This is a genomic window from Kocuria subflava (assembly GCF_012163155.1).
Lineage (GTDB): Bacteria > Actinomycetota > Actinomycetes > Actinomycetales > Micrococcaceae > Kocuria > Kocuria subflava.
Genome location: NZ_JAAVUN010000031.1, coordinates 1 through 21036 on the forward strand (window position 1 = coordinate 1; position 21036 = coordinate 21036).

At 64.8% G+C, this 21036-nt stretch carries 22 protein-coding genes and 1 tRNA gene; 6 read left to right on the forward strand and 17 right to left on the reverse strand.

What is annotated here, in order from left to right; genetic code table 11:
- Nucleotides 1-227: 227 nt before the first annotated feature.
- The 7 genes from GTW58_RS11585 to GTW58_RS11610 all read right to left on the reverse strand — a co-directional run bounded on the left by GTW58_RS11585 (nucleotide 228) and on the right by GTW58_RS11610 (nucleotide 4754).
- Complete coding sequence (locus tag GTW58_RS11585) at nucleotides 228-839, reverse strand: DUF6318 family protein (RefSeq protein ID WP_168023523.1); 612 nt, start codon at nucleotides 837-839, stop codon at nucleotides 228-230.
- A gap of 182 nt (nucleotides 840-1021) precedes the next feature.
- Nucleotides 1022-1471: a hypothetical protein gene (locus GTW58_RS15040; protein WP_342453312.1), complete on the reverse strand. Its 450-nt coding sequence runs from the start codon at nucleotides 1469-1471 to the stop codon at nucleotides 1022-1024.
- Between the two features lie 5 nt (nucleotides 1472-1476).
- Nucleotides 1477-2439: an FAD-dependent oxidoreductase gene (locus tag GTW58_RS11590; protein WP_342453313.1), complete on the reverse strand. Its 963-nt coding sequence runs from the start codon at nucleotides 2437-2439 to the stop codon at nucleotides 1477-1479.
- A 118-nt stretch (nucleotides 2440-2557) separates the two neighbouring features.
- Entirely contained in the window at nucleotides 2558-3193 is a 636-nt protein-coding gene (locus GTW58_RS11595) for a DUF3618 domain-containing protein (protein WP_119933803.1), read from the reverse strand.
- On the reverse strand, nucleotides 3190-3660 hold the full coding sequence (locus GTW58_RS11600) for a phage holin family protein (RefSeq protein WP_052209714.1): 471 nt from the start codon (nucleotides 3658-3660) through the stop codon (nucleotides 3190-3192). Before GTW58_RS11600 ends, GTW58_RS11595 begins: the two co-directional genes overlap by 4 nt.
- A complete protein-coding gene (locus GTW58_RS11605) occupies nucleotides 3657-4283 on the reverse strand; it encodes a hypothetical protein (protein ID WP_157980609.1) in 627 nt (208 codons plus the stop codon). The genes GTW58_RS11600 and GTW58_RS11605 overlap by 4 nt, the downstream gene beginning before the upstream one ends.
- 252 nt (nucleotides 4284-4535) lie before the next feature.
- Nucleotides 4536-4754: a hypothetical protein gene (locus GTW58_RS11610; RefSeq protein WP_157980608.1), complete on the reverse strand. Its 219-nt coding sequence runs from the start codon at nucleotides 4752-4754 to the stop codon at nucleotides 4536-4538.
- A gap of 470 nt (nucleotides 4755-5224) precedes the next feature.
- On the opposite strand from GTW58_RS11610, the gene GTW58_RS11615 reads away from it, so the two are divergent.
- A complete protein-coding gene (locus tag GTW58_RS11615) occupies nucleotides 5225-5653 on the forward strand; it encodes an Lrp/AsnC family transcriptional regulator (RefSeq protein WP_342453314.1) in 429 nt (142 codons plus the stop codon).
- A gap of 15 nt (nucleotides 5654-5668) precedes the next feature.
- Here GTW58_RS11615 and GTW58_RS11620 read toward each other — a convergent pair whose 3' ends face one another.
- Nucleotides 5669-7852 (reverse strand): catalase, encoded by a 2184-nt coding sequence (locus tag GTW58_RS11620; protein ID WP_119933811.1) that lies wholly within the window; start codon nucleotides 7850-7852, stop codon nucleotides 5669-5671.
- A gap of 184 nt (nucleotides 7853-8036) precedes the next feature.
- Here GTW58_RS11620 and GTW58_RS11625 point away from each other — a divergent pair, with 184 nt between their 5' ends.
- Together GTW58_RS11625 and GTW58_RS11630 are read left to right on the forward strand one after the other, a co-directional pair.
- The gene (locus tag GTW58_RS11625; protein WP_119933810.1) at nucleotides 8037-9566 is read left to right on the forward strand and encodes a protein adenylyltransferase SelO; all 1530 of its coding nucleotides are present in this window, start codon (nucleotides 8037-8039) and stop codon (nucleotides 9564-9566) included.
- Nucleotides 9567-9789: 223 nt separating this feature from the next.
- On the forward strand, nucleotides 9790-10644 hold the full coding sequence (locus GTW58_RS11630) for a tryptophan-rich sensory protein (protein WP_231559550.1): 855 nt from the start codon (nucleotides 9790-9792) through the stop codon (nucleotides 10642-10644).
- 123 nt (nucleotides 10645-10767) lie between these two features.
- Here the strand turns inward: GTW58_RS11630 and GTW58_RS11635 are convergent, their stop codons facing one another.
- From GTW58_RS11635 to GTW58_RS11645, 3 genes are all read right to left on the reverse strand, one after another.
- Entirely contained in the window at nucleotides 10768-11541 is a 774-nt protein-coding gene (locus GTW58_RS11635; protein ID WP_119933748.1) for an SDR family NAD(P)-dependent oxidoreductase, read from the reverse strand.
- A gap of 182 nt (nucleotides 11542-11723) precedes the next feature.
- The gene (locus GTW58_RS11640; RefSeq protein WP_047691050.1) at nucleotides 11724-12146 is read right to left on the reverse strand and encodes an organic hydroperoxide resistance protein; all 423 of its coding nucleotides are present in this window, start codon (nucleotides 12144-12146) and stop codon (nucleotides 11724-11726) included.
- A 46-nt stretch (nucleotides 12147-12192) separates the two neighbouring features.
- Nucleotides 12193-12639 carry a MarR family winged helix-turn-helix transcriptional regulator gene (locus tag GTW58_RS11645; RefSeq protein WP_047691056.1) on the reverse strand — a complete coding sequence of 149 codons (447 nt, stop codon included), beginning with the start codon at nucleotides 12637-12639 and terminating at the stop codon, nucleotides 12193-12195.
- A gap of 119 nt (nucleotides 12640-12758) precedes the next feature.
- Between GTW58_RS11645 and deoD the strand changes: the two genes are divergently transcribed.
- The gene (gene deoD, locus GTW58_RS11650; protein ID WP_119933747.1) at nucleotides 12759-13478 is read left to right on the forward strand and encodes a purine-nucleoside phosphorylase; all 720 of its coding nucleotides are present in this window, start codon (nucleotides 12759-12761) and stop codon (nucleotides 13476-13478) included.
- Nucleotides 13479-13574: 96 nt separating this feature from the next.
- Here deoD and GTW58_RS14710 read toward each other — a convergent pair whose 3' ends face one another.
- The gene (locus GTW58_RS14710) at nucleotides 13575-13988 is read right to left on the reverse strand and encodes a DUF4282 domain-containing protein (protein WP_119933746.1); all 414 of its coding nucleotides are present in this window, start codon (nucleotides 13986-13988) and stop codon (nucleotides 13575-13577) included.
- A 446-nt stretch (nucleotides 13989-14434) separates the two neighbouring features.
- On the opposite strand from GTW58_RS14710, the gene GTW58_RS11660 reads away from it, so the two are divergent.
- Entirely contained in the window at nucleotides 14435-15892 is a 1458-nt protein-coding gene (locus tag GTW58_RS11660; RefSeq protein ID WP_047691046.1) for a glyceraldehyde-3-phosphate dehydrogenase, read from the forward strand.
- 28 nt (nucleotides 15893-15920) lie between these two features.
- Here GTW58_RS11660 and selB read toward each other — a convergent pair whose 3' ends face one another.
- The 5 genes from selB to GTW58_RS11685 all read right to left on the reverse strand — a co-directional run bounded on the left by selB (nucleotide 15921) and on the right by GTW58_RS11685 (nucleotide 19831).
- Nucleotides 15921-17717: a selenocysteine-specific translation elongation factor gene (selB, locus tag GTW58_RS11665; protein WP_119933745.1), complete on the reverse strand. Its 1797-nt coding sequence runs from the start codon at nucleotides 17715-17717 to the stop codon at nucleotides 15921-15923.
- A complete protein-coding gene (gene selA / locus GTW58_RS11670) occupies nucleotides 17714-19036 on the reverse strand; it encodes an L-seryl-tRNA(Sec) selenium transferase (protein ID WP_119933744.1) in 1323 nt (440 codons plus the stop codon). The genes selB and selA overlap by 4 nt, the downstream gene beginning before the upstream one ends.
- 69 nt (nucleotides 19037-19105) lie before the next feature.
- Nucleotides 19106-19201: transfer RNA gene (locus tag GTW58_RS11675), tRNA-Sec, on the reverse strand.
- A 22-nt stretch (nucleotides 19202-19223) separates the two neighbouring features.
- The gene (locus tag GTW58_RS11680) at nucleotides 19224-19601 is read right to left on the reverse strand and encodes a type II toxin-antitoxin system VapC family toxin (RefSeq protein ID WP_119933743.1); all 378 of its coding nucleotides are present in this window, start codon (nucleotides 19599-19601) and stop codon (nucleotides 19224-19226) included.
- On the reverse strand, nucleotides 19598-19831 hold the full coding sequence (locus GTW58_RS11685; RefSeq protein WP_119933742.1) for a type II toxin-antitoxin system Phd/YefM family antitoxin: 234 nt from the start codon (nucleotides 19829-19831) through the stop codon (nucleotides 19598-19600). The genes GTW58_RS11680 and GTW58_RS11685 overlap by 4 nt, the downstream gene beginning before the upstream one ends.
- 64 nt (nucleotides 19832-19895) lie before the next feature.
- On the opposite strand from GTW58_RS11685, the gene selD reads away from it, so the two are divergent.
- Nucleotides 19896-20918: a selenide, water dikinase SelD gene (selD, locus tag GTW58_RS11690; RefSeq protein WP_119933741.1), complete on the forward strand. Its 1023-nt coding sequence runs from the start codon at nucleotides 19896-19898 to the stop codon at nucleotides 20916-20918.
- Nucleotides 20919-21036: the final 118 nt, after the last annotated feature.

The following is a 21036-nucleotide window of genomic DNA, read 5'->3' on the forward strand; positions in this document are numbered from 1 at the left end:
TTTCGATGGAGCCGTTGGAACTGCCTTCAGCCCGCACCCCGACGTCCACATTGCTGCCGTGCGCCCGGGCTGAGCTTCTGACAGATCCATCGATCGTAGACTTGCCTGTCACGCCGCTAGTGGGGAGCTCCGATCCTTCGTCGGCGAACGCGGCGGGGGCGGCGTACAAGCCGCCCAGAAGTACGAGTACCACTGTTGTCAGGGCAGGAACGCGATTGAGCTCCATGTCATCCCGCGTTCACCGGGGTGGCGTACACGTACTCCCACTCCCCATCCATGAAGTTGAGGTGCATGATGGCCTCATTTTGAGGGTCATTAATCTCATCTTCTTCCTGGGTGAGGTCGCCGTCTTGGTTCCAAGCTTTGATGCCGGGCAGGGTCACGTGAACCTTGGGTGCAGGGAACCCATACTCATCGGTTGGCAGGTCGTCATCCAAGATCGTGATGGTTTCACGTGTCGCGGTCGCCCAGCCGCCGTCCGCGTAGTGCTCGTCAATGGCGTCGTACTCCTCCAGGCAGAAGTCGCAAGCCGGTGCGGTGATGTCCCGCAAGATGGAGGTGTCGCCCGTTTGCCAGGCATACACACGCGCATCGGAGAGGTAGTCCAAGAACGCCTGGGCACCCTCCACCGACTCCTCATCAGCCAGAGCAGGCTTGCTCGGCTTGGGCACGTTCTGCGCAGGACCCTCGGCTGATGCCTCCATATACCCATCCGCACTGGCAGATGCAGAAGCCGACTCCGTGGGTGATGCAGAACCGGGGGAAGCATCGCCGTCGTCGTTGGTAGAAGTGTCACCACACCCGGTGAGCACACCGCCGGCCAACAACACAGCAGACACACTCAACACACCAAAACCACGCACCACAGCACAGCCTCCACTCAAGCAACCCCACTCACCAGGGTGAACGTGCCTCGACCCTAAGCAAACGCCCCCGCATCAGGAAACCCGAGCCACTGAATTGTGGATAACCACCGTCACGCACTGTCATCCCAGACCAAAACATGAACCGGCGCGGGCACTCACCGCAGCTCAGCAGGAAGCTCCTCCAACAGGCGCAGCCACAGCTCGGAGGCGGTGGGGAAACTAGGCATCGCGTGGCGCAACACGTGAACGGGCACGTCCCCGGTGATGGCGATGGTGGCGGCGTGCAGTTGCTCGGCGGCATCGGGCCCCACAAAGGTGGCGCCCACCAGCGCTCCGGTCGGCCGGCTCACCACCATCTTGGCCTCGCCGGACACGGAGTCCTGCAACAGCGCCGCACCGGCCGCCGCCTTGTACGGCACCTGTGCGGTGACCACCGTCAAACCCGCGGCCTGCGCTTGAGATTCGGTCAGCCCCACCGACGCCGCCTGCGGCTCCGTGAACACCGCCTGCGGAACAGGAACCACATCTGGGGCGGGGCGATCAGAACGCCCACCGGCCTCAGCGGCCAAGCGAGTCCCCAGCACACGAGCGTGATATTTGCCCACGTGAGTCAGGGGAGCAGCACCACTGGCATCGCCCACGGCGTGTAGCCAATCGGAAGTTCACCATCCAGCACGTCCTTGGCGGACAGGCCCACGGCATCCAGGCCCACACCGTCCAGAGCGGGACGTCGTCCGGTGGCCACCAGAACCTCGTCCGAAACCAAGGTGTACCCATCACTGAGCGTCAGGCTCACCGGACCCCCGTGAATCCGCCCCAGACCCGTGGGTGCAGCATCAGCGCGGGATGCGGTGCGGACCTCGGTATGGAATCGCACGTCCACACCTTTGGCACTGAGCGAGTCAGCCACGGCTTCCCCCGCAAACGGCTCCCATCCGGACAACAGGCTCGGTCCACGCACCAGCATGGTCACCCGCGAGCCCAGAGCCGCCATCCACGTGGCGGCCTCACAAGCCACCACACCTCCGCCAACAATCACCACGTGCTCCGGAATCTCCTGCACACCCGTGGCATCACGCGAGGTCCACGGCTCCACACCGTCAAACACGGACGGGATCACCGGGGTGCTGCCGGTGGCCAGGACCACCGCAGGCGCAGCTTCCAGCACCGTGGTCCCTGAAACACCCTCAACCTGGACCATCCGCTCGCCGATCAACTGCCCATGACCGCGCACCACGGCCACGCCGGCATCGGCCGCCCAGGTGAGCTGACCGGCGTCGTCGTAGTGGGAGACCCAGGCGTCACGCCGGGCCAGGAGGCCGGAAATGTCCACGGAGGAGCCGGTGACACCCGGCAGGTCGCGCGTGGTGCTCGCGACGTTGACCGGCCGGAGCAACGCCTTGCTGGGGATGCAGGCGTGGTAGGAACACTCGCCGCCCACCAGCTCGTGCTCCACCAGGGTTGCGGACAGCCCACCCTCCACTGCGTACTGCGCCACGTTCTCACCCACGGGGCCGGCGCCGATCACGACGACGTCGGTGCGGATCCGCTGGTCCTGGGGTGGGGTGCTCATGCCCTTGACGCCACGCCTGCTGTCAACGACGGGCACCTGACCCCTGAACGACGACGGTGGCCCCGTTGCTGCCTGAGCAACGGGGCCACCTCTGCCGGGGTTTCGGTCTGTCAGGGCGTCAGTTGTTCTGTGCCTCGTTCTTGACCGACTTGGCGGAGTCCTGGGCCGAATCCTTCAGGTTCCCGGCTTCCTGCTGCCCGTGGGACTTGACGTCCTGGGCGCCGGATCGGGCGGTTTCCTTGACGGACTGGGCGGCCTCCTGCGCGGGCTGCTTCATGTCCTGCGCGATGTCCTGAGCCGCGCCCTTGACGGACTGAGCCGCCTGCTGGGCGTGAGGCTGTATGCGATCCGCGGCCTGGCCCACCAGCTTCTGCTCCTTGGAACTGGAGGGCAGCAAGGAGCCCACGAGCAGACCGGCACCCAGGGCCATGAGGCCCGCGGCAAGCGGGTTGCCCTGGGTCTTGGCCTTGGCTGCACCGGGTGCGTTGCCAACCGCCTGGCGTGCCTGGTCGGCCTTCTCACCCGCGGAATCCCGCAGGTTGCCCAACGTGTCCTCCGTGGAGGCGCGGGCGTCGTCGGCTGAGCCCATGACGCGCTCGCGGGCGTTCTGGAACTTGCCGCGCACCTTGCCCTTCTGGCGCGCCACCACGTTCTCGGGCTTGACCTTCTCGGTCACGGCGTCAACGTCGGCGCCCAATCGCAACCGCGTGGCTTCGATCTCGGCACGGATCTCTTCGGGGGTCTGCTGGCTCATGGGGTCTCCTTCGACGGATTCACGGTGTCAGGGATTTCGGTGACGGTCTGACGTGTTTGCGGCATGGGGTCGCTGGTGGCCTGCTGCAACGTCTTCTGGCCGCGGTCCAGGTTCTTCTTGCCGAGCATGGCCAGGACCCCGGCGATCACGCCCCAGAGGACGGCGACGATCAGCGCCGCCAACGCGAGGTTCATGACGTTGCCGAGCGCCCACATGATCGTGAGGGACAGGAACAGGAGGACGAAGTGGCCGGCAACTCCGGCCCCGCCCAGCATCCCCGCACCCTTGCCCATGACCTTTGCTGAGTCCTTGGTCTTGTTGGCCGTTTGCGTGACCTCGGCCTTGGCCAGGGCGATTTCCTGGTGTATCAAGGTGGTGAGGTTGGTGCTCAGAGAATTGAACATGTCTCCCAGGGATTCACGCTCCGCGCGGACCTGGGTCTCTGACGGGGGCACTGGGTGGCTCATCGGGCCTGTCCCTCCTGTCCCGTCGTGTCGGACTCCGCGGTGCCGAAGAACTCCTTGGCGCCCTGGGCGTCGGTGGGAACCTCGTCGCTGTCCTTGGCACCACGGGTGGCGCGCCCGGCAAGCAGTCCGATGCCGGCAGCCAACGCCAGGAACGTGCCCGGGCGGCGAGAGGCGAAACGGCGGACATCACCCAGAAGTTCCTGGGGGTCCTTGTTCTCCAGGGCCGACGCGAAAGAGTCGGCGTACCCGGAAAGGCCGCCGAGGGCGCCACCCACGTAATTCGACTGGGGCTGCTCACCGCGGGAGATGGCACCGATTTCGTCACTGATGGACCGGGCGGTGGACGCTGCCCGCTCCTGCTGGGGACCCACGTAGCCCTGCACGTCGCCCTTCAGCTGACCGAAGAGATCCTGGGCCTGGTTGACGGCCTCGTCCTTGACGTTGCCTGCCTTGTCCTTGGCCGTTTCGGCAACGCGCTCACCGGATCCGGCGGCCTGGTTCTTGAGTTGGTTGGCCTCGTTCTTGCTCTTCTGGGCCACAACATCCTTGGTGTTCGACTCGTCGTTCACGCGAGTTGCTCCGGTGTCTTGGGGCGTGGGACGAGCATTGGGATGGTTGCTCACGGTGGGTCCTTTCTGAGACGCAAGTGACGACACTAAGCATACATACGATCGTTCTTGGCCAGCAGGGATGCCCGTGATCAGTTGCCGAGAAATCTCCCGTGACAACCCCTCCTGGCGCCGTACGCCCAGCTCAGGGCCCGTTGGGAGGGGTGGGTCGCGTCGTGGTGGCGGCTGCATCCCTGAGAGTAGAACTGCCCCGCGGGACACCGCGATGCTCGTGCGCGGAATCGCCACCAGGCTCACCGCCAGGGCCTACCACATCCCGAGGTGCGGCGCCAGGAGTACGAAACTCACCAGGTAAACCACCGTGGCCGGAATGGAGGTCAACGTCCCGCGGGTCATCTCGACGGTGGCGGCCGGGCCTTCCGCGTGATGAACGGCCGGGCACATGACCACCAGGATCGTGGGGAGGGAAGCCACCGCGCCCGCCAGGACGGTGCCCAGCAGGGGTTGCAAGGATGAAACAGTCACAACGGTCACGCAAGCCACGCCCATACGCACCGGAAGGTCCTACCGCCAGCGCCGCGAGCGTCGACCTGAATGCACCCAGGCGCGGTCCGGAGCGGGCGTAGGCGATGCAGAAGAGCGCGCAGGTCAGTTGCCCCGTGATGGCCCCGGTGGCTGTGACCACTGCTGCGTCCACGCCCAGCATCAAGTACATGGTCAGCGTGAACGGTAGGGCTGTGGTGGGGAGCCTTATGAAGAAGCCTCCCGCGCGCGGGCCCAGACGGCGGGCAATCAGGGTTGCAGCCAAGATCATCAGCGGAGCGAGTGCCACTTTGGCGAAGAGCAGGTCCATGGCCCGAACGGTACGCAGCAGCGACTTGATGTATCAGCGGAAAATCATTAGAGAATCGCTCTCCGCAGAGATAATCACTCCAGATGGTCAATGAGGGAGAGGAATCATCAGTCATGGCTTTGGACGGGATTGATCGCGCATCATCAGCGAACTGTCACGGAACGGACGGGCCTCCTATCAGCCGCTGTCTCATGCGGTCGGCTTGGCCCCCAACACCGTGGCCGAACGCATGAGACGCCACCGGGAAGGCGGCGTGATCACGGATAGCACCGTCGTCATCGACGAGCGCGCCCTGGGGCTGGAACTCGGTGTGCTCAGCGACATCAAGCTGCACGAAGCCGTCTCCCGAGTCGATTTCGCCGAGTCCCTCACCAAGGTGCCCCAGGTCGTCGGTGCCCTGCGGCTCACGGGGGAGTACGACTACCAACTGCACATCGTCTGCTCGGGCGCCTCCGAACTCGAATCGGTCATCGATGACCGATTCGAGTTCGGAGGCGCCTCCGTGGACTCCCCCCTGATTATGCGGGGGGTCCCCGGGGACAAGGCGAAGCTGCTGGACATCGGGCCCTGACCCGGGGACCCCCGGTCAGCGCGCCCAGACCCTGTGGCGGGACAGCGCCGAGCGCAGCACCGACAATGCTTCCGTGGTCCCGGAGAGTTGAGCAGTGCCCTCGTACTCCTGGTCCAGTCCGACGGCGACGGCGGAGTCCAGCGCCGAATCCAGCACGGCAATCGCTTTGCCCTGTCGGTGCAGTTCCCCGAACATCACGGCGACGGCGGGCTCGGGCTCAGCCGGCAGGTCCACCACCACGGCGGCGTCGAACTCGATGGACCGGGCGGTGAAGTAGGTCCGTGCAACCGCCACTGAGCCGTCACCGTCACCCAGCGGCTCTCCCGTGGGGGCCACCACCAACGGCACCATGCCGGCGTCGAAAATCTGCTCCACCAACTCAGCAACCGCTGACGCATCGGACTCCCCGCACGTGAGCACAGCGATCTGCCGACCATCCAGCGGCCATTCGCGCCCCACCTGGGACAGTGCGGGGCTGGTGGCAACCGGTTCCAACTGCTGGGGTTCGGGTGCGGGCAAACCCAGCTTGGCGGCCACGGACTCAGCCAACTCTTGATCCACATTGCTCAGCACGTTCACCCCACGTTGGCGGATCACGGGTTCGTAGCACTTGGCCAGTTCGAATGCGTAGGCGTTGGCCGTGTGTTCCTGCTCCACAGGAGCCAAGCTGCGGTAGAAGAGTCGCGCCTGGGAAAAGTGGTCCTCAAAGCTGGCCGGTTTCTGTCGGGTCGCCTTTCCCTGGATCTCAACTGGTACGTCAATCAGTGCGCCGTCCTGCGCGCCGGCAAAGAACGGGCACCCGCCGTCCAAAGAATTCGGCTTGTACGGGGCAACGCCCGTGTGCACGGCCGTCTGGTGCATGCCGTCCCGCAGCATGTCATTGACGGGGGCGTGCGGGCGGTTGATGGGCAGTTGAGCAAAGTTTGGTCCACCCAGTCGGCTGATCTGGGTGTCCAGGTAGGAGAACAACCTGCCTTGCAACAGGGGGTCGGCTGTGACATCGATGCCCGGGGCCAGGTGACCGGGGTGGAAGGCCACCTGCTCCGTTTCAGCAAAGTAGTTGGTGGGATTGGCGTTCAAGGTCATGGTGCCGATGATCTGGACCGGGGCCAGCTCCTCCGGGACGATCTTGGTGGGGTCCAAGAGGTCAATGCCTTCAAACATCTGGTCTTCCGTGTCCGGGAAGACCTGCACACCAAGGTCCCACTGCGGATACGCGCCGGACTCGATGGCGTCAGCCAAGTCGCGGCGGTGAAAGTCAGGGTCCATGCCATTGGTGATTTGGGCTTCCTCCCACACCATGGAGTGCACGCCCAGGCGTGGCTTCCAATGAAACTTGACCAATGTGGTTTCGCCGTCGTGGTTGCTCATGCGGAAGGTGTGGACACCAAAGCCCTCCATCATGCGGTAGGAACGGGGGATACCCCGGTCGGACATGTTCCACATGGTGTGCGCGGTGGCCTCCGTGTGAAGCGTGACAAAGTCCCAGAAGGTGTCATGCGCGCTCTGGGCCTGCGGGATTTCCCGGTCCGGGTGTGGTTTGCCGGCGTGGACGATGTCCGGGAACTTGATGGCGTCCTGGATGAAGAACACGGGGATGTTGTTGCCCACCAGATCCCAGGTGCCTTCATCGGTGTAGAACTTCACCGCGAATCCACGGGTGTCACGCACGGCGTCTGCAGAACCGCGGGACCCCAGGACGGTTGAGAACCGGACAAAAACATCCGTCTCTTTTCCATCTTGGAACACTGCGGCCCGGCAGATGGAGGTTGCGGCTCCATTGGCGCGGAACACGCCGTGAGCTGCGGCGCCGCGGGCGTGCACCACCCGCTCGGGGATGCGTTCGTGGTCAAAATGGGTGATCTTCTCCCGAAGGTGATGGTCTTGCAGAAGCACAGGCCCGCGCTCCCCGGCGCGCAGAGAATGATCCGTTGTGGCCAAGCGGGCGCCCTGGGCCGTGGTCAGGTGCGTGGAGCGTTGCGCGCGGGAGGAGGGTTCAGCTTGGGTGGGGTTGCCGGTGGCTGAGCGCATGGCAGGTGCCGCCTGGTCAGCAGCTGGGGGCAGCGGTGACCTGGGTTGTGGGGGTTCGGTCAACTGTGGTTCTTCAGGTGCCGGGGCGCCGGGCAGTGATTGTCCGGAGGGGCTGGCATTGCGCGGGGTTGGCTGGCCGTTCTGCTGTGGCTCGGAGTGCTCGGTCACGGTGTTCCTCCTGGTGGGTTTTCGTGTCGTGCCCTTGGCATCTTCACGAAATAAATCGTCAGTATGCTGACGTTTCCCAAGGTACGCCCTGAACGGGGCTGCCGCAGCGTTGTTGCACAGTCAATGTGTGCGGGTCTGCTTTTCAGTTACCGTCAAAGCTCCGCCGTCGAGAGGCGACCACGTCATGACATCACCTGCACCCACCCACGCGACTTCCTCTGCCCTTGCAGCATCCACGCGCCTGGAACACACCTATGCCACCCAGGTCCCCCAGCTTTCGGTGCGCTGGTCAGCGGACCCGGCCACCGCGGCGTCGTGGGTGGTGGTCAACGACTCCCTGGCCCAGCAGCTGGGCATTGACCCCGCCTTCCTGCGCTCGCCGGAAGGTGTGGACTTCCTCCACGGCCAGTTCCCGGCCGAGCCCCACTCCAACGACGACGACGCCCCGCCCACCTACGCCCAGGCCTACGCCGGTCACCAGTTCGGGCAGTTTGTTCCGCAGCTGGGGGATGGCCGGGCCCTGCTGCTGGGTGAGGTGGTGGATGTTGACGGAAACCGCCGCGATCTCCATCTGAAGGGCTCCGGGCGCACACCGTTCTCCCGCGGTGGGGACGGCAAAGCGCCACTGGGGCCCATGCTGCGTGAGTATCTGATCGGGGAGGCCATGCATGCACTGGGCATCCCGTCCACGCGTGCGCTGGCCGTGGTGGAAACCGGTCAGCAGGTGCAGCGTCAGCAGCCGGGCCCGCAACCTGGTGCCGTGCTGACCCGCGTTGCCGCAAGTCACCTGCGGGTGGGGACCTTTCAGTTTGCCGCCGTGCACCGGTCGGTGGAGGTCAAGCGAGCTCTGGCGGACCACGCCATTGCACGGCACTGGCCGGAGGCTGCTGACGCGGAGAACCCTTATCTGGAACTGCTGCGATGCGTGACCCACGCCCAGGCGCCGTTGATCGCCCGGTGGATGCTGGTGGGCTTCATCCACGGGGTCATGAACACGGACAACATGACCATCTCCGGGGAGTCGATCGACTATGGCCCCTGCGCCTTTGTGGACCGGTTCTCCCGCGGAGCCGTGTTCAGCTCGATCGACCGCGGCGGCCGCTACGCCTACCGCAACCAGCCCGCCATCGGCCTGTGGAACCTCTCCCGCTTTGCCGAAACCCTGATCGACCTGATCGACGACGACCCCAACGTTGCCGTCGAGTGCGCCACCGCCGTTCTGCACGAATACGAACCTGCTTACGACGCCGCACTGGCCCGCGGTTTTGCCGCCAAGCTGGGAGTGGATCTGGGCTCGGCACCGGACCCTGAGGCGCTCACGCAGTTCCGGGCATTCGTGGAAACCACCTTTGACCTGATGGAGGTCACCGGTCAGGACTTCACCCTGTTCTTCCGGGCTGTGGCAGAGGACCGACTGGATGAACGAGTGGAGCCGGAAGCCCTCACGGATTGGATGGCTGAGGGGGACCGCCTGGTGCGGGAGTGGGCACCCGGTGGCATTGCAGACGGTGAGCTGGCCCGGCGCAGCAACCCGGTCTACATCCCGCGCAACCACCACCTGGATCGGGCCCTGAACAAGGCTGAGCAGGGCGACATGTCTGATTTCCACCGACTCCTTGCCGCCGTTCAGGACCCGTATGGTCGGCGTGACGAGTTCGCGGGGTTGGAGGGCCCGGGCTCGGAATCGGCTTTCGTGACCTTCTGCGGCACCTGACCCACGCAGCCCCAGCCCGCTGTGCGCCCCGCCCCCCGCCCCTGCGCCCCGCCCCCCGCCCCTGCGCCCCTGCGCCCCGCCACCTTCCGCCGAGACCTCCGAAAGAGCCCAAAAATCCGCGTCCAGAGGGACTTTTCGGAGGTCTCGGCGAAGGGGGTGGCGGGTTTGACGGGGCACGTAGGGTGGAAACCAGTCTGATATTTCAAAATCTGTAGGAGTTACCGTGTCATCCGCAGCTCAGGACCGGGCCGTCGCATCTGATCGAAACCGTGCATCCGGTCCGCTGGATTCTTCATCTCAACTGTTTCCCGCCATCGTGACGTTGTTGGCGGTGGTGGTGGCCATTATCGGCGCGTTCTTCGGTAGCGGGGCAGTGGGCGGAGATGGTGTGACCGACTCCGCCGGAGGGTGGCTGGATGCAGATGCCACGCCCATTGCTCCGGCCTCCAGCGCCTTCAGCATCTGGTCCGTGATCTACGTGGGCCTGGCTGCTTACGCCATCTGGCAGTTGGGTCGAACCGCGCGCAGTTCCGAGCGTCAACGCCGCTTGCGCCCTTGGATTGCCGGTTCCGCCTTGCTCAACGCAGCCTGGCTGGGAGTGGTCAGCCTGGACACGCTGATCGGTAGTGTTCTGGTGATCCTGGTCCTGCTGGCGGTGCTGATCCGTACATTGCTTCTGATGATGGCCACGCGGACCAGCGGCTGGGTGGAAACTCTGCTGGTGGACGGCACCATGGGCCTGTACCTGGGCTGGGTGTCCGTGGCGGTGGCTGCCAACATCACGGCTTGGTTGGCCGGTGGCGTGGGCCTGGACGGTTTTGACGGATGGGAGTTGGCCACCGTTGCCATCGTGACCGTGGCTGCCGTGATTGCCATGGCCCTGGCGTTCTTCACCCGCGGCCGGTTGGCTCCCGCCATTGCCACCGCATGGGGTCTGGCATGGATTGCGGTTGCTCGAACGGAGGGTCAGTTCGAGTCCCAGACGTTGGTCTGGACCGCAGCGGTGGCATCAGCGGCAGTTGTGGTGGCCGTCGTCGTCGCCCGGCTGCGCAGGGAACGGTCTCCGGAAACCGTCTGAGCCCTGGACCCCACTCCAGAAGCGATTTGTTCCGGTAACCCCAACTTGAAAAGCGAGTTGTGCCGCCCATCAGCGCTGATGAGCGGCACAACTCACCTTCGGCGGGAAGAAGGTGGGCAGCACCTACTGATTCGGCTTGCTGTCCCTGGCGAACTGCCTGGACTTCACGGCTTCCGGCAGGAACTTCTTGAGCAAGGCGTCCCGCCGGGTTCTGCGGTCGCCGCCGATCACGTGATCCTTTCCGGCAAACAGTGCATCCAGGCCGCGTTGTGCCACCAGAGCGGGATCGTTCTTCCAGTCGTTGGAGCCGAACATGGTGTTGCCCATGCCCGCGGTCTGGTGGAAGTCCGTGGCGGTGGCCCCTGGCAGCAGCGCGGTGACGTTCACGCCGTACTCCCTCATTTCCTCCCGCAGGCCCTGCGCAAAGCTGAACATGAACGCGCGGGTGGGGCCGTAGATGGATTCGTACGGGGTGGGAGTCAACGCGGACATGGACGAGGTGATCAAAATCCGCCCGTGGCGCTGATCAGCCATTTTGCGCACCACATGCTTGGCCAGCAGCACCTGTGAGGTGATGTTGAGCGCGATCATGTGCTTTTCTTCATCCAGGTCCGTGTCCAGGAACGCCCCACCCAGACTCTTGCCCGCATTCAGAGCGACGACGTCCAACGGCCGCCCCAATGCCTCAACTTCCGACCACACGTATTCTACGCCCTCTTCCGCGGACAGATCTGCCTGGATGGGCAGAACCCGCACGTGAGGCAACTTGTCCGAAAGTTGGTTGATGCGCTCGCCGGCCCCCACGCCTGCGATGTCGTAGCCGCGGTCTGCCAACTGCCGAGCCAGTTCAAAACCTATGCCGGCTGAGGCGCCGGTGACCAGTGCAAGTTTGTTCATGTTTTGATCCTCCGTCTTGACCGCCCCGGGAGGCAATCCGGTTGCGAACAACACCCACGCAACACCCGAACCACAGCCGAATCCCAGGCGAGAAGCGATTTGTGCCGTCCATCAGAGCTGACGGACGGCACAGATCACCGCTCGGCGCGAAGGGGCCGGAAGGCGGGTAAGGTCCAGATAGATCAGTCGTCCGTGACCACCAGTTCCACCGGGATGTTGCCGCGGGTGGCGTTGGAGTACGGGCAGACCTGGTGCGCCTTCTCTGCCAGTTCAACGGCCTGAGCATGGTCCATCTCCGGGATCACGATTTCGAGCGTGACCTCGAGTGCGAATCCGCCGTCGTCGTTGGGGCCGATGCCCACCCGGGCTCCCACACTGGAATCGCCCAGGTCAACCTTCTGGTTGCGAGCCACCAACTGCAGCGCTGAGTGGAAGCATGCCGCGTAACCGGCGGCAAACAACTGCTCCGGGTTGGCGCCGTCACCGGAGCCGCCCATCTCCGTGGGTGCGGCCAGATCCAGGTCCACGCGGCCGTCCGTGGTGCGGGTGTGGCCGTTGCGGCCGGCCCCGGTTGCAATAGCTTCTGCGGTGTAAACGCTTGCCATGATTCCTCCTGTTGTGGGTACTGCTGGATTGTTGTGCTCGCGCATCTCAGCGCGGGGTGTGTATGGATTGGTCCGCGGCTGCGGTGAACCGTTGGGCCAGTTCCCGCAGGGTGCGGGCTTCTGACTCCGTCATGTTGATGGCCCCCATGATCTCCGCCTGGATGGCTGCGGCCCGCCCCTCAAGGTCGCGCCCGGAAGGGGTCAGGTGAATGCTCACCCGCCGCTCGTCGCCCGATTCACGACGACGCTCCACCAGCTTGGCACCCTCCAACCTCTTGAGCAGCGGGGACAAGGTGCCGCTGTCAAGGTGGAGGCGGTGGCCGAGTTCGGAGACGGTCAGGCCATCTTGTTCCCACAGGGCCACCAGGGTGATGAACTGCGGGTAGGTCAGACCGAGCTGCGGTAACCCTGCCCGGTAGGCGTTGGTCATGGCTCGGGAGGCCGCGTGCAGGGCAAAGCACAGTTGGTCATGAAGCGCGGAGGTCGAGGTCATGTTGTCAATGTAGCGCGCAATTGAATTGCGCACAACTGATTTGGGTGCGGTTCACGGCGGTGTTCGCGCGGTCATGGCATCCTGACGGTGCCACCAGCTGCTGAGCTCAGGGAGAACCCATGCTCGAGACCACAGGGAAGTCCACACCCCACATCCAGCCCCAGGGCGCCCCCATTGCGGAGACCATCCTGCTGCCGGGTGATCCCCTGCGGGCCAAGTTCATTGCAGAGACCTACCTGGAGGACGCCCAGCAGTTCAATCAGGTCCGCGGCATGTTGGGCTTCACGGGCACCTATCAGGGCAAGGAGGTCTCCGTGATGGGCACCGGCATGGGCATGCCGTCCATGGGGATCTACAGCTGGGAACTGATCAACGTGTTCGGTGTCAAGAACTTGATCCGCGTGGGTTCTTGTGGGGCGTTGCAGGATGAGCTGAACCTCTACGACGTCGTGATTGCCCAAGGTGCTTCCACGGATTCCAACTACGCGGGCCAGTACCAACTGCCGGGGACTTTTGCCCCGTTGGGCTCATACCGTCTGTTGGAACAGGCCAAGCGGGCGGCTGAAGAGCAGGGTGCTCGGACCCATGTGGGCGGCGTGGTCTCCAGTGACGTCTTTTACAACGCCAACGATCAGGTCAACCACCGCTGGGCTTCCATGGGCATGTTGGCCGTGGAAATGGAGGCGGCCGCTCTCTACATGAATGCTGCTGCGGCCGGGGTGGATGCACTGGCCTTGTTCACGGTCAGTGACCACATCATGCGCCAGGAGGAAACCACGCCGGAGGAGCGCCAGACGGCGTTCACCCAGATGATGGAGATCGCCCTGTCCCTGGCCTGACCGCCCCGCGCCCCATACGCGCCGAGACCTCCGATACAGCCCTTCGCTGAGCGAATTTTGGGCTTTGTCAGAGGTCTCGGCGTGAGGAGGGGTGGGTCAGCGCTTGTTCTGCTCCACCAGGAGTGTGGTGTTCTGTGCGGTGCGCACCATGGCCACGTAGAACTCGATGGTCACGCGGAACAAGATGATGTAGACAAACGCAAACACTGCGCCGAACAGGAAGGTCAGAACTCCGCCAGCGGCCGAGTCCAGAAAGGCGATGGCCGTGAACAGCAGCCAGCCCAGCACAATGGCTGCCAAACCGATGCCAAAGAGCACGCCGGCAAACCGGATGGTGACAAAGTTCTTGAAGGAGAAGTCGAACAGCGCCTTGAAGAAGTTGGGCTCACCGGAGTTGGTCCCGCGTGCCGGAGCGCCGGTGGGCTGACCGTAGCCTTGGTTCTGCGGCGGCACGTAGCCGTAACCGGGGTTGGCCTGCTGCCCGGGGTTGTGAGCCGACTGCCCGGCCACAGGGGCACCGGCGGTCTCAGATGCAGGTCCCTGCGGGGCCTGGTACTGCGGCGGCCCCGGGTTGTTCTGAGGCTCCGGGTTGGTGGAGCCGTGGCTTTCGGGGGGTGTGAGACATGTTCATCCTTGTGGGAGTTGTTTGGGACCCACCCAGTCAACTCGGCGTCGTCGTCGTGGACAAACTGGGCTCGCCGTGTTCCGTTCTGTGACCCGCCGCCTCTGCTCCCCGCCGAGACCTCCGATACAACCCTGCCCAGCGTGAAAATCGGGACTTTTCGGAGGTCTCGGCGGCAAGCTGCGGAGGGGGTGGGCGTGACCGAGCTCGGTAGGATCAGTGACGGCGATCTCAGCGGCGGGCGCCCACCCTTGGTGCTGGCCGCGATGCCACCAGCACTTGACACAACAAAGCGGCTGTCACAACGACGTGCGGCCGCGGAAGCAGGGCATCAGTGTCTGCAGTTGAAACATGGGCCGACCGTGAGACCCGCGCGGAGGCCATGGTTCCGGTCATCGGCAAGCTCTACCGTGAAAACAAGGCGGTCCTGAACATTCACGGACGGTCCTTGGTCCACAAGTCCGTCACGGACATTCTCAAGGCGCACCGGTTTGCGCGCCGTGTGGTGGGGGAGGAGCTGACCACCGAACGTTCGTGGGAGATGCTTCAAATCCTCCAGGGCTTGAAGTTGGGGACTTGCCAGATCGACCTGGGCAAGTTGGCCGCAGGACTGGCGGAGTCCCAGCGCGAGGACGTGGAGCAGTACCTGCGGGAGCAGCTGGCTCCGGTGGTGGACCAGCAAGGTCAGAACACCTCGGAAACCCGCGATGTGGTGCTCTACGGCTTTGGGCGAATTGGCCGCCTGCTGGCCCGGATCCTGGTGGAGCGTTTTGACGGCACCGGCCTGAAGCTGCGCGCCGTGGTGGTGCGCAAGAAGCCGGGCAATGACCTGGTCAAGCGTGCATCCTTGCTGCGCCGCGATTCCATCCACGGCAAGTTCAACGGCTCCATTGTGGTGGATGAAGAGCGCAACGTGATTTCCGCCAACGGTGTGGACATCCAGGTGATCTACGCCGATTCCCCGGAATCCGTGGACTACCGCGAGTACGGGATCGATGACGCCATCCTGATTGACAACACCGGTGTGTGGCCTGATTCGGAAGGCTTGGCGCGTCACCTGGAGTCCCCCGGGGTTTCCAAGGTCTTGCTGACGGCACCTGGCAAGGGCGAGATGAAGAACATTGTGTGCGGGGTCAACGACTCTGACATTGCCCCGGAAGACCGGATCATCTCCGCGGCATCCTGCACCACCAACGCCATCACCCCGGTGGTCAAGGTGATCAATGACCGTTACGGCATCCAGCAGGGTCACGTGGAGACGGTGCACGCGTTCACCAATGACCAGAACCTGACGGACAACTACCACAAGGGCGAACGCCGTGGACGTGCGGCCGGGATCAACATGGTCATCACGGAGACCGGTGCGGCCAAGGCCGTGGCCAAGGCTCTTCCGGAGATGGAAGGCAAGCTCACGGGCAACGCCATTCGCGTTCCAGTGCCGGATGTGTCCATGGCCGTGTTGACGCTGCAGCTGGATCAGGCGCCGGCCGATGCGGAGGAACTGAACCAGTTCCTGCGGGGGATCTCCCTGGACTCTCCGCTGAGCCGACAGATCGACTTCACGGACTCCCCGGAGACCGTTTCCTCCGATCTGGTGGGTTCCCGCTACGCCTGCGTGGTGGACGGTTTGGCCACGGTGGTCAACAACAAGACCGTGGTGGTCTACGCCTGGTACGACAACGAATTCGGCTACTCCAGCCAGGTGGTCCGGGTCTGCGCCAAGATGGCGGACATTGCCCAGCCCAAGTTCCCGTCGAACTGGACTCACGCCGCGGATGTGCCCGCTAACTGAGGTTCCGGGGCGCGTGGTCCGCCCAGAGTCATCGCTTGATCTGCCGCAGGCTGCCGTCCAGCCGTGTGGTCCATCCCCGGGCATCCAGATGCTCCAGCAGCGGGATGGCCACACGGCGGGTGGTGCCCCACGCCTGCCGTGCCTGGCTGGTGGTGAATGGTTGCGGGAGCTTGGCCAGTTCACGCATGGCAAGTGCTGGGGTGGCGGGCAGTACGACGACGCCGTCGCCCAACCTCAGCACTCTTCCCAACCGTTCGGCGGTGGCCAGTTCCTTGGGTCCCAGGCCCCAGTCTTGGAGGTCGTAGGCTTCCGGGGCCTCGAACGGGTGATCGGATAGATGCTGTTCCAAGGCCCGTAGACCTGTCTCCGCAGGTCCCAGGTCCGGGGCGTGGGTGGGCTGCGCCAGATAACCGTTGGCCTGGGCCAAGCCCGTCCGTGCGATCACGGCCTGGACCAGGGTGGGATCGGCTATGCCCAACACCTCCGTGGCCGCACCCACCGCCAGGCCGGGGGCCATGGGGTTCTTGTGATGCTCCTCTGCCACCGCGGAACGTACGGCCTCCACCCAGCTGGTCAGTTGGGGTTGATGCACCCACCATCCGGCCAGTTCCAGAACCTTGGTGGAGGTGGGTTCCGCAGTGCCGTCCTTCAGCAAACCCAGCTGCTTTAGACGGTTCGTGGAAACCGCCCCGTGGCGGATGACCAGGGAGGTGGCATCGCCGTCGTCGGGGAGGGAGCGCAACCAAGCGGTGTGGCGTGCGCTGTCGCCGCGGCGGGTCAGCGGGTGGGGGTCGATGTCCAGGATGCGGCCGCCGCCCAGGACCACCTCTCCGGCCGGGTAGCGCAGGACCACGCGGTCACCGGGGATCACGGGGATGCTGCGGTCAATGCGCAGGCGGGCGTGGTGGTCGTCGAACGGGCGCAGGCGTGCGGGAAAGGCGGCACTGCCCACGTGCACCACCACACCCGTGGGTACCTCCGTGAAGGCGGGGCCGGTGGTGCGGCGGAGGTCGAACTCGTGGGCTGTGGGCCATGCGCCGAGAGTGACCAACGCCTCTCCGCGGCTGATCTGATCTGCGGAAACGCCCCGCAGGTTGATGGCGGCGCGGGTGACGGGGAGCAGTCGCGGGGTTGTGCTGTTGTGGCTCTGCAGTCCGCGCACCGTCACGGATGCGCTGGTGTCCCCGATCAAACTGAGTGTCTGGTCCACGCTGAGGGTACCGGCCCCCAACGTCCCGGTGGCCACGGTGCCGGCGCCCTTGATGCTGAAGGCGCGGTCCACCCACAGGCGTACACGATCGGTGGGATCGGGTTCGGGGGTGGAAGCCAGAACGGCGTCCATGACGGTGCGGAACTCCTCCAGACCGGTGCCGTCAACTGCGGAGACTGCCACCACCGGGGCGTCGTGCAGCCCCGTGGCCGCCAATTCTTGCCGGACCTCCCGGGCCACCTGTTCCACCCGCTCCGGAGCGCGATCCACCCTGCTGAGCACAATCACCCCGCGGTTGATGCCCAATGCGGCCACGGCATCGCGGTGATCAGAAGACTGCGCCTGCCACCCCTCATCAGCGGCCACCACAAAACACACCACGGGAGCTGGTCCCAACCCCGCCAGCATGTTGCCCAGGAATCTTTCATGACCCGGGACGTCCACAAAGGACACCTCCCGCCCGGATGCCAGCGTGGTCCAGGCAAAGCCCAGGTCAATGGTCGCTCCGCGGCGCTTCTCTTCCGCCCACCGGTCCGGCTCAATGCCTGTGACGGCGCGGATCAGGGTGGATTTGCCGTGATCCACGTGCCCGGCGGTGGCCACCACGTGACTCATGGGTGTCCGCCAAGAGCGGCGATCACGGCGGTGGCCAGGCGGTCGTCGTCGTGCTCGGGGATGCAGCGCAGGTCAATCAGGCAGGCGCCGTCGTGCACCCGACCCACGACGGCGGGGCTGCCCGTCCTCAGCGCACCGGCCACCATTTCCGGCAGAGCCACGGCCCAGCCGGGAAGAGGAACCCCGGGGGCGCCGCCGCCTCCCACGCGGCCATCATGGGGGACCACGCTGATGCCGCGGTACCCGGCCTGGGTCACATGATGCGCCAGGCGCTCGGCACGGACCCGCAGGTGATCAGGGTCCGCGTGAAGGTACTGCTGAACCGGAGGCTGCGCGGCGGTGAGGGTGGCCTCAAGTGCAGCCAGGGTGAGTTTGTCGCAGCGGACGGCCCTTGCCAACGGGTGTTTGGCCAATTTCTGGATGATCTCGGCCCGTCCCAGCAGCAGCCCGGCCTGCGGACCACCCAGCAGCTTGTCCCCGCTGGCGATCACCAGATCTGCACCGGCCTCCAGGGCGGATGTCAGGTCGGGTTCCTCGGGTAGCGCGGGATCGTGGTGCAGCAGCCCGCTTCCCACATCCACGATCAGGGGCACACCTGCCGTCTCCGCCACGGTGCGCAGCTCAGAAATCCCGACCCCGGAGGTGAATCCGCTGACCCGGAAATTGCTGGGGTGCACCTTGAGGACGCAGCCCGTCTGCTCACCAATTGCTTGGGCGTAATCCTCCCGGTGGGTCCGGTTGGTGGTACCCACTTCTCTCAGCACGGCACCGGTGGAGGTCATCAGGTCGGAGAGCCGGAAGCCCGCGCCGATCTCCACGAACTCACCGCGGCTGATCACCACCTCCCGCTGGAACGCGAAAGCCGTGGTGGCCAGCACCAATGCCCCGGCGCCGTTGTTGACCACCAAGGCGTCTTCTGCTGCAGGACAAGCATCCAGCAGGGCTTGGCGGGCACCCACTCCTCGCTTGGAACGGCGCCCGGAGTCCAGGTCCATCTCCACGTCCACGTATCCGGAGGCATCCTCGACCGCCTGCTGAGCTGCCGGGGACAGCGGCGCGCGCCCCAGATTGGTGTGCACCACAATTCCGGTGGCATTCAAGACCGGAGTCAACGACGCCCCGCGCTCCTCCAGTGTGCGGATCAGCTCATCCGCCACTGCGTCCGGGGTGATCTCACCGGTGCGGGCTCGGTCTTGCGCTGCGCGGACGCGGGCCTTGACGGCGGCAATCGACAGACGTTGGGTGGCCTCCAGGACTTCGGGCAGTCTCATCAGATCGTCCGTGCGTGGGATGGCCCGCCGGGGATCGTGCTGTGCCACTCGGTTCACCTTTGCCAGGGGAGGGGCACCGGGCGTCGTCGTCGTGCAGCGGCTGCGGTGCCTGAAGTTTGGCGGAGGCGGACGGGAATCGAACCCGCCAGACCGAGCTGCTCGGTCTCACCGGTTTTGAAGACCGGGGTACCCACCAGGAATACGGACGCCTCCGTCACGGGAATCTATCACCGGGTCAGGGGTGGAGCAGCTTCACCTTGTACTGGTGGACTGCGGAGTCCACGGACAAGAAGGTCAGGTCATCCGCCAGCGCTTGGGCAATGAGCATTCGGTCAAATGGGTCGCGGTGCAACAGCGGGAGTGAGGCCAACACTTGCGCATGTTGGTGGGTGAAGGGCAGTTCGTCGAAGCCAAGGTGTTCTAGGCTTCGGGTGATTTCAGCAGGGGCTTGAAGTTTGCCCACCGTGGTTTTGACCGCGATCTCTGCTGCGGTGATCGCTGAGATGAACTTCTTGTTGGTGGGTTCGGCAATCGCCGTTCGGAAATGGTCTGGCAGTCGGGGGTCTCCCGCTCGGACCCAGATCAAGACGTGCGTGTCCAAGAGCAGATTCATGCTCCGTACCAGTCTTTTTCGTCCTGCTCGCCCCAGGTATCGAAGTCTTCGGCCATGGTGATCTGTCCGGCCAGGTCACCAAAGATCACTGGCCGATCCACCTGCTCGATTGGACCGAACTGCGCTACGGGTTTGCCATTGCGGGCGATGATGATGGTTTCACCGGCTTCAGCGCGCGACAACAGCTTGCTGAAGGACGACTTGGCCTCGTAAACGTTCATGGTGGACATGCCACCATGGTAGTTGACCAAGTCTGGTCAGGCCAGATCTTGCCATCGTCGGTACGGTGGCCTCATGGCACCCGACGCGCAATCCCCTCAGACCCTGAACCGCCTGACCAGCTACGCCCACGGGGGCGGGTGCGCGTGCAAGATCCCGCCCGGGGAGTTGGAGGACGCGGTCCGTCACCTGGAGGGGCAGTCGCACCCTGACGTGTTGGTGGGCCTTGACGACGGCGACGACGCAGCCGCCGTCCGCATCCAGGACAACCTCGCGGTGCTGTCCACTGCTGATTTCTTCACCCCCGTGGTGGACAACGCCTATGACTGGGGACGGATTGCGGCCGCCAATGCCCTGTCAGACATTTACGCCATGGGTGGCAGCCCGGTGGTGGCCATCAACCTGGTGGGTTGGCCGCGAGGAGTGCTCCCCATGGAGCTGATGTCCGAAGTCCTGCAGGGTGGTCTGGACATCGGTAAACAGGCAGGTTGCCCGGTGATCGGGGGCCACACCATTGACGACCCCGAACCCAAGTACGGCATGGCGGTCACCGGCACCGCCGACCCTGCGCACCTTCTGCGCAACGACGCCGCCGTCGCCGGCCTTCCCATCACTCTGACCAAGCCCATCGGTTTGGGACTGCTCAACAACAGGCACAAGCAGACCGGTGAGGTGTTCGAGGCGGCAATCGCCACCATGACCCAGCTCAACCGAGATGCTGCACAGGCTGCCGTGGCCGCTGGGTTGAAGGCCGCCACCGATGTCACGGGCTTTGGACTGCTGGGTCACCTGTTCAAGATGGCCCGGGCTTCAGGGGTCAATGCTGTGATTGATCGGTCGGCTGTGCCGATGGTGGACGGTGCGGCGGAAGCCCTGCGTGACGGATTTATCTCCGGTGGCACCCGGCGCAACCTGGACTGGGTACGTCCGCACCTTGAGGCGGGCTCGGGCATCACGGAGGAGGACCTACTGGTCTTGGCGGATGCCCAGACCTCTGGTGGCCTGCTGGTGGTGGGTGAGCTGCCAGGTCACCCGGTGATCGGTGAGACGGCTGCCCCCACGGACGGCATGCCCGCAGGCCAAGTCACCGTCCGCTGACACCCTGATCCTTCCGCCGAGTAGGCCTTTTGATCGCTGCTGGCCCAGGCGGTTTCAGGGGGTGAGTGCAACACGTGTGAGGAACTCGTTGAGTTTCTCAGCCGGGGTATGGAATCCC

What these genes read in the sequence shown, in the direction of transcription:
- GTW58_RS11590 (WP_342453313.1), bottom strand. Translation starts at nt 2,439, where the DNA reads ATGAGCACCCCACCCCAGGACCAGCGGATCCGCACCGACGTCGTCGTG.
- GTW58_RS11595 (WP_119933803.1), bottom strand. Translation starts at nt 3,193, where the DNA reads ATGAGCCAGCAGACCCCCGAAGAGATCCGTGCCGAGATCGAAGCCACG.
- GTW58_RS11600 (WP_052209714.1), bottom strand. Translation starts at nt 3,660, where the DNA reads ATGAGCCACCCAGTGCCCCCGTCAGAGACCCAGGTCCGCGCGGAGCGT.
- GTW58_RS11625 (WP_119933810.1), top strand. Translation starts at nt 8,037, where the DNA reads ATGACATCACCTGCACCCACCCACGCGACTTCCTCTGCCCTTGCAGCA.
- GTW58_RS11635 (WP_119933748.1), bottom strand. Translation starts at nt 11,541, where the DNA reads ATGAACAAACTTGCACTGGTCACCGGCGCCTCAGCCGGCATAGGTTTT.
- GTW58_RS11640 (WP_047691050.1), bottom strand. Translation starts at nt 12,146, where the DNA reads ATGGCAAGCGTTTACACCGCAGAAGCTATTGCAACCGGGGCCGGCCGC.
- GTW58_RS11645 (WP_047691056.1), bottom strand. Translation starts at nt 12,639, where the DNA reads ATGACCTCGACCTCCGCGCTTCATGACCAACTGTGCTTTGCCCTGCAC.
- deoD (WP_119933747.1), top strand. Translation starts at nt 12,759, where the DNA reads ATGCTCGAGACCACAGGGAAGTCCACACCCCACATCCAGCCCCAGGGC.
- selB (WP_119933745.1), bottom strand. Translation starts at nt 17,717, where the DNA reads ATGAGTCACGTGGTGGCCACCGCCGGGCACGTGGATCACGGCAAATCC.
- GTW58_RS11680 (WP_119933743.1), bottom strand. Translation starts at nt 19,601, where the DNA reads ATGAATCTGCTCTTGGACACGCACGTCTTGATCTGGGTCCGAGCGGGA.
- GTW58_RS11685 (WP_119933742.1), bottom strand. Translation starts at nt 19,831, where the DNA reads ATGTCCACCATGAACGTTTACGAGGCCAAGTCGTCCTTCAGCAAGCTG.
- selD (WP_119933741.1), top strand. Translation starts at nt 19,896, where the DNA reads ATGGCACCCGACGCGCAATCCCCTCAGACCCTGAACCGCCTGACCAGC.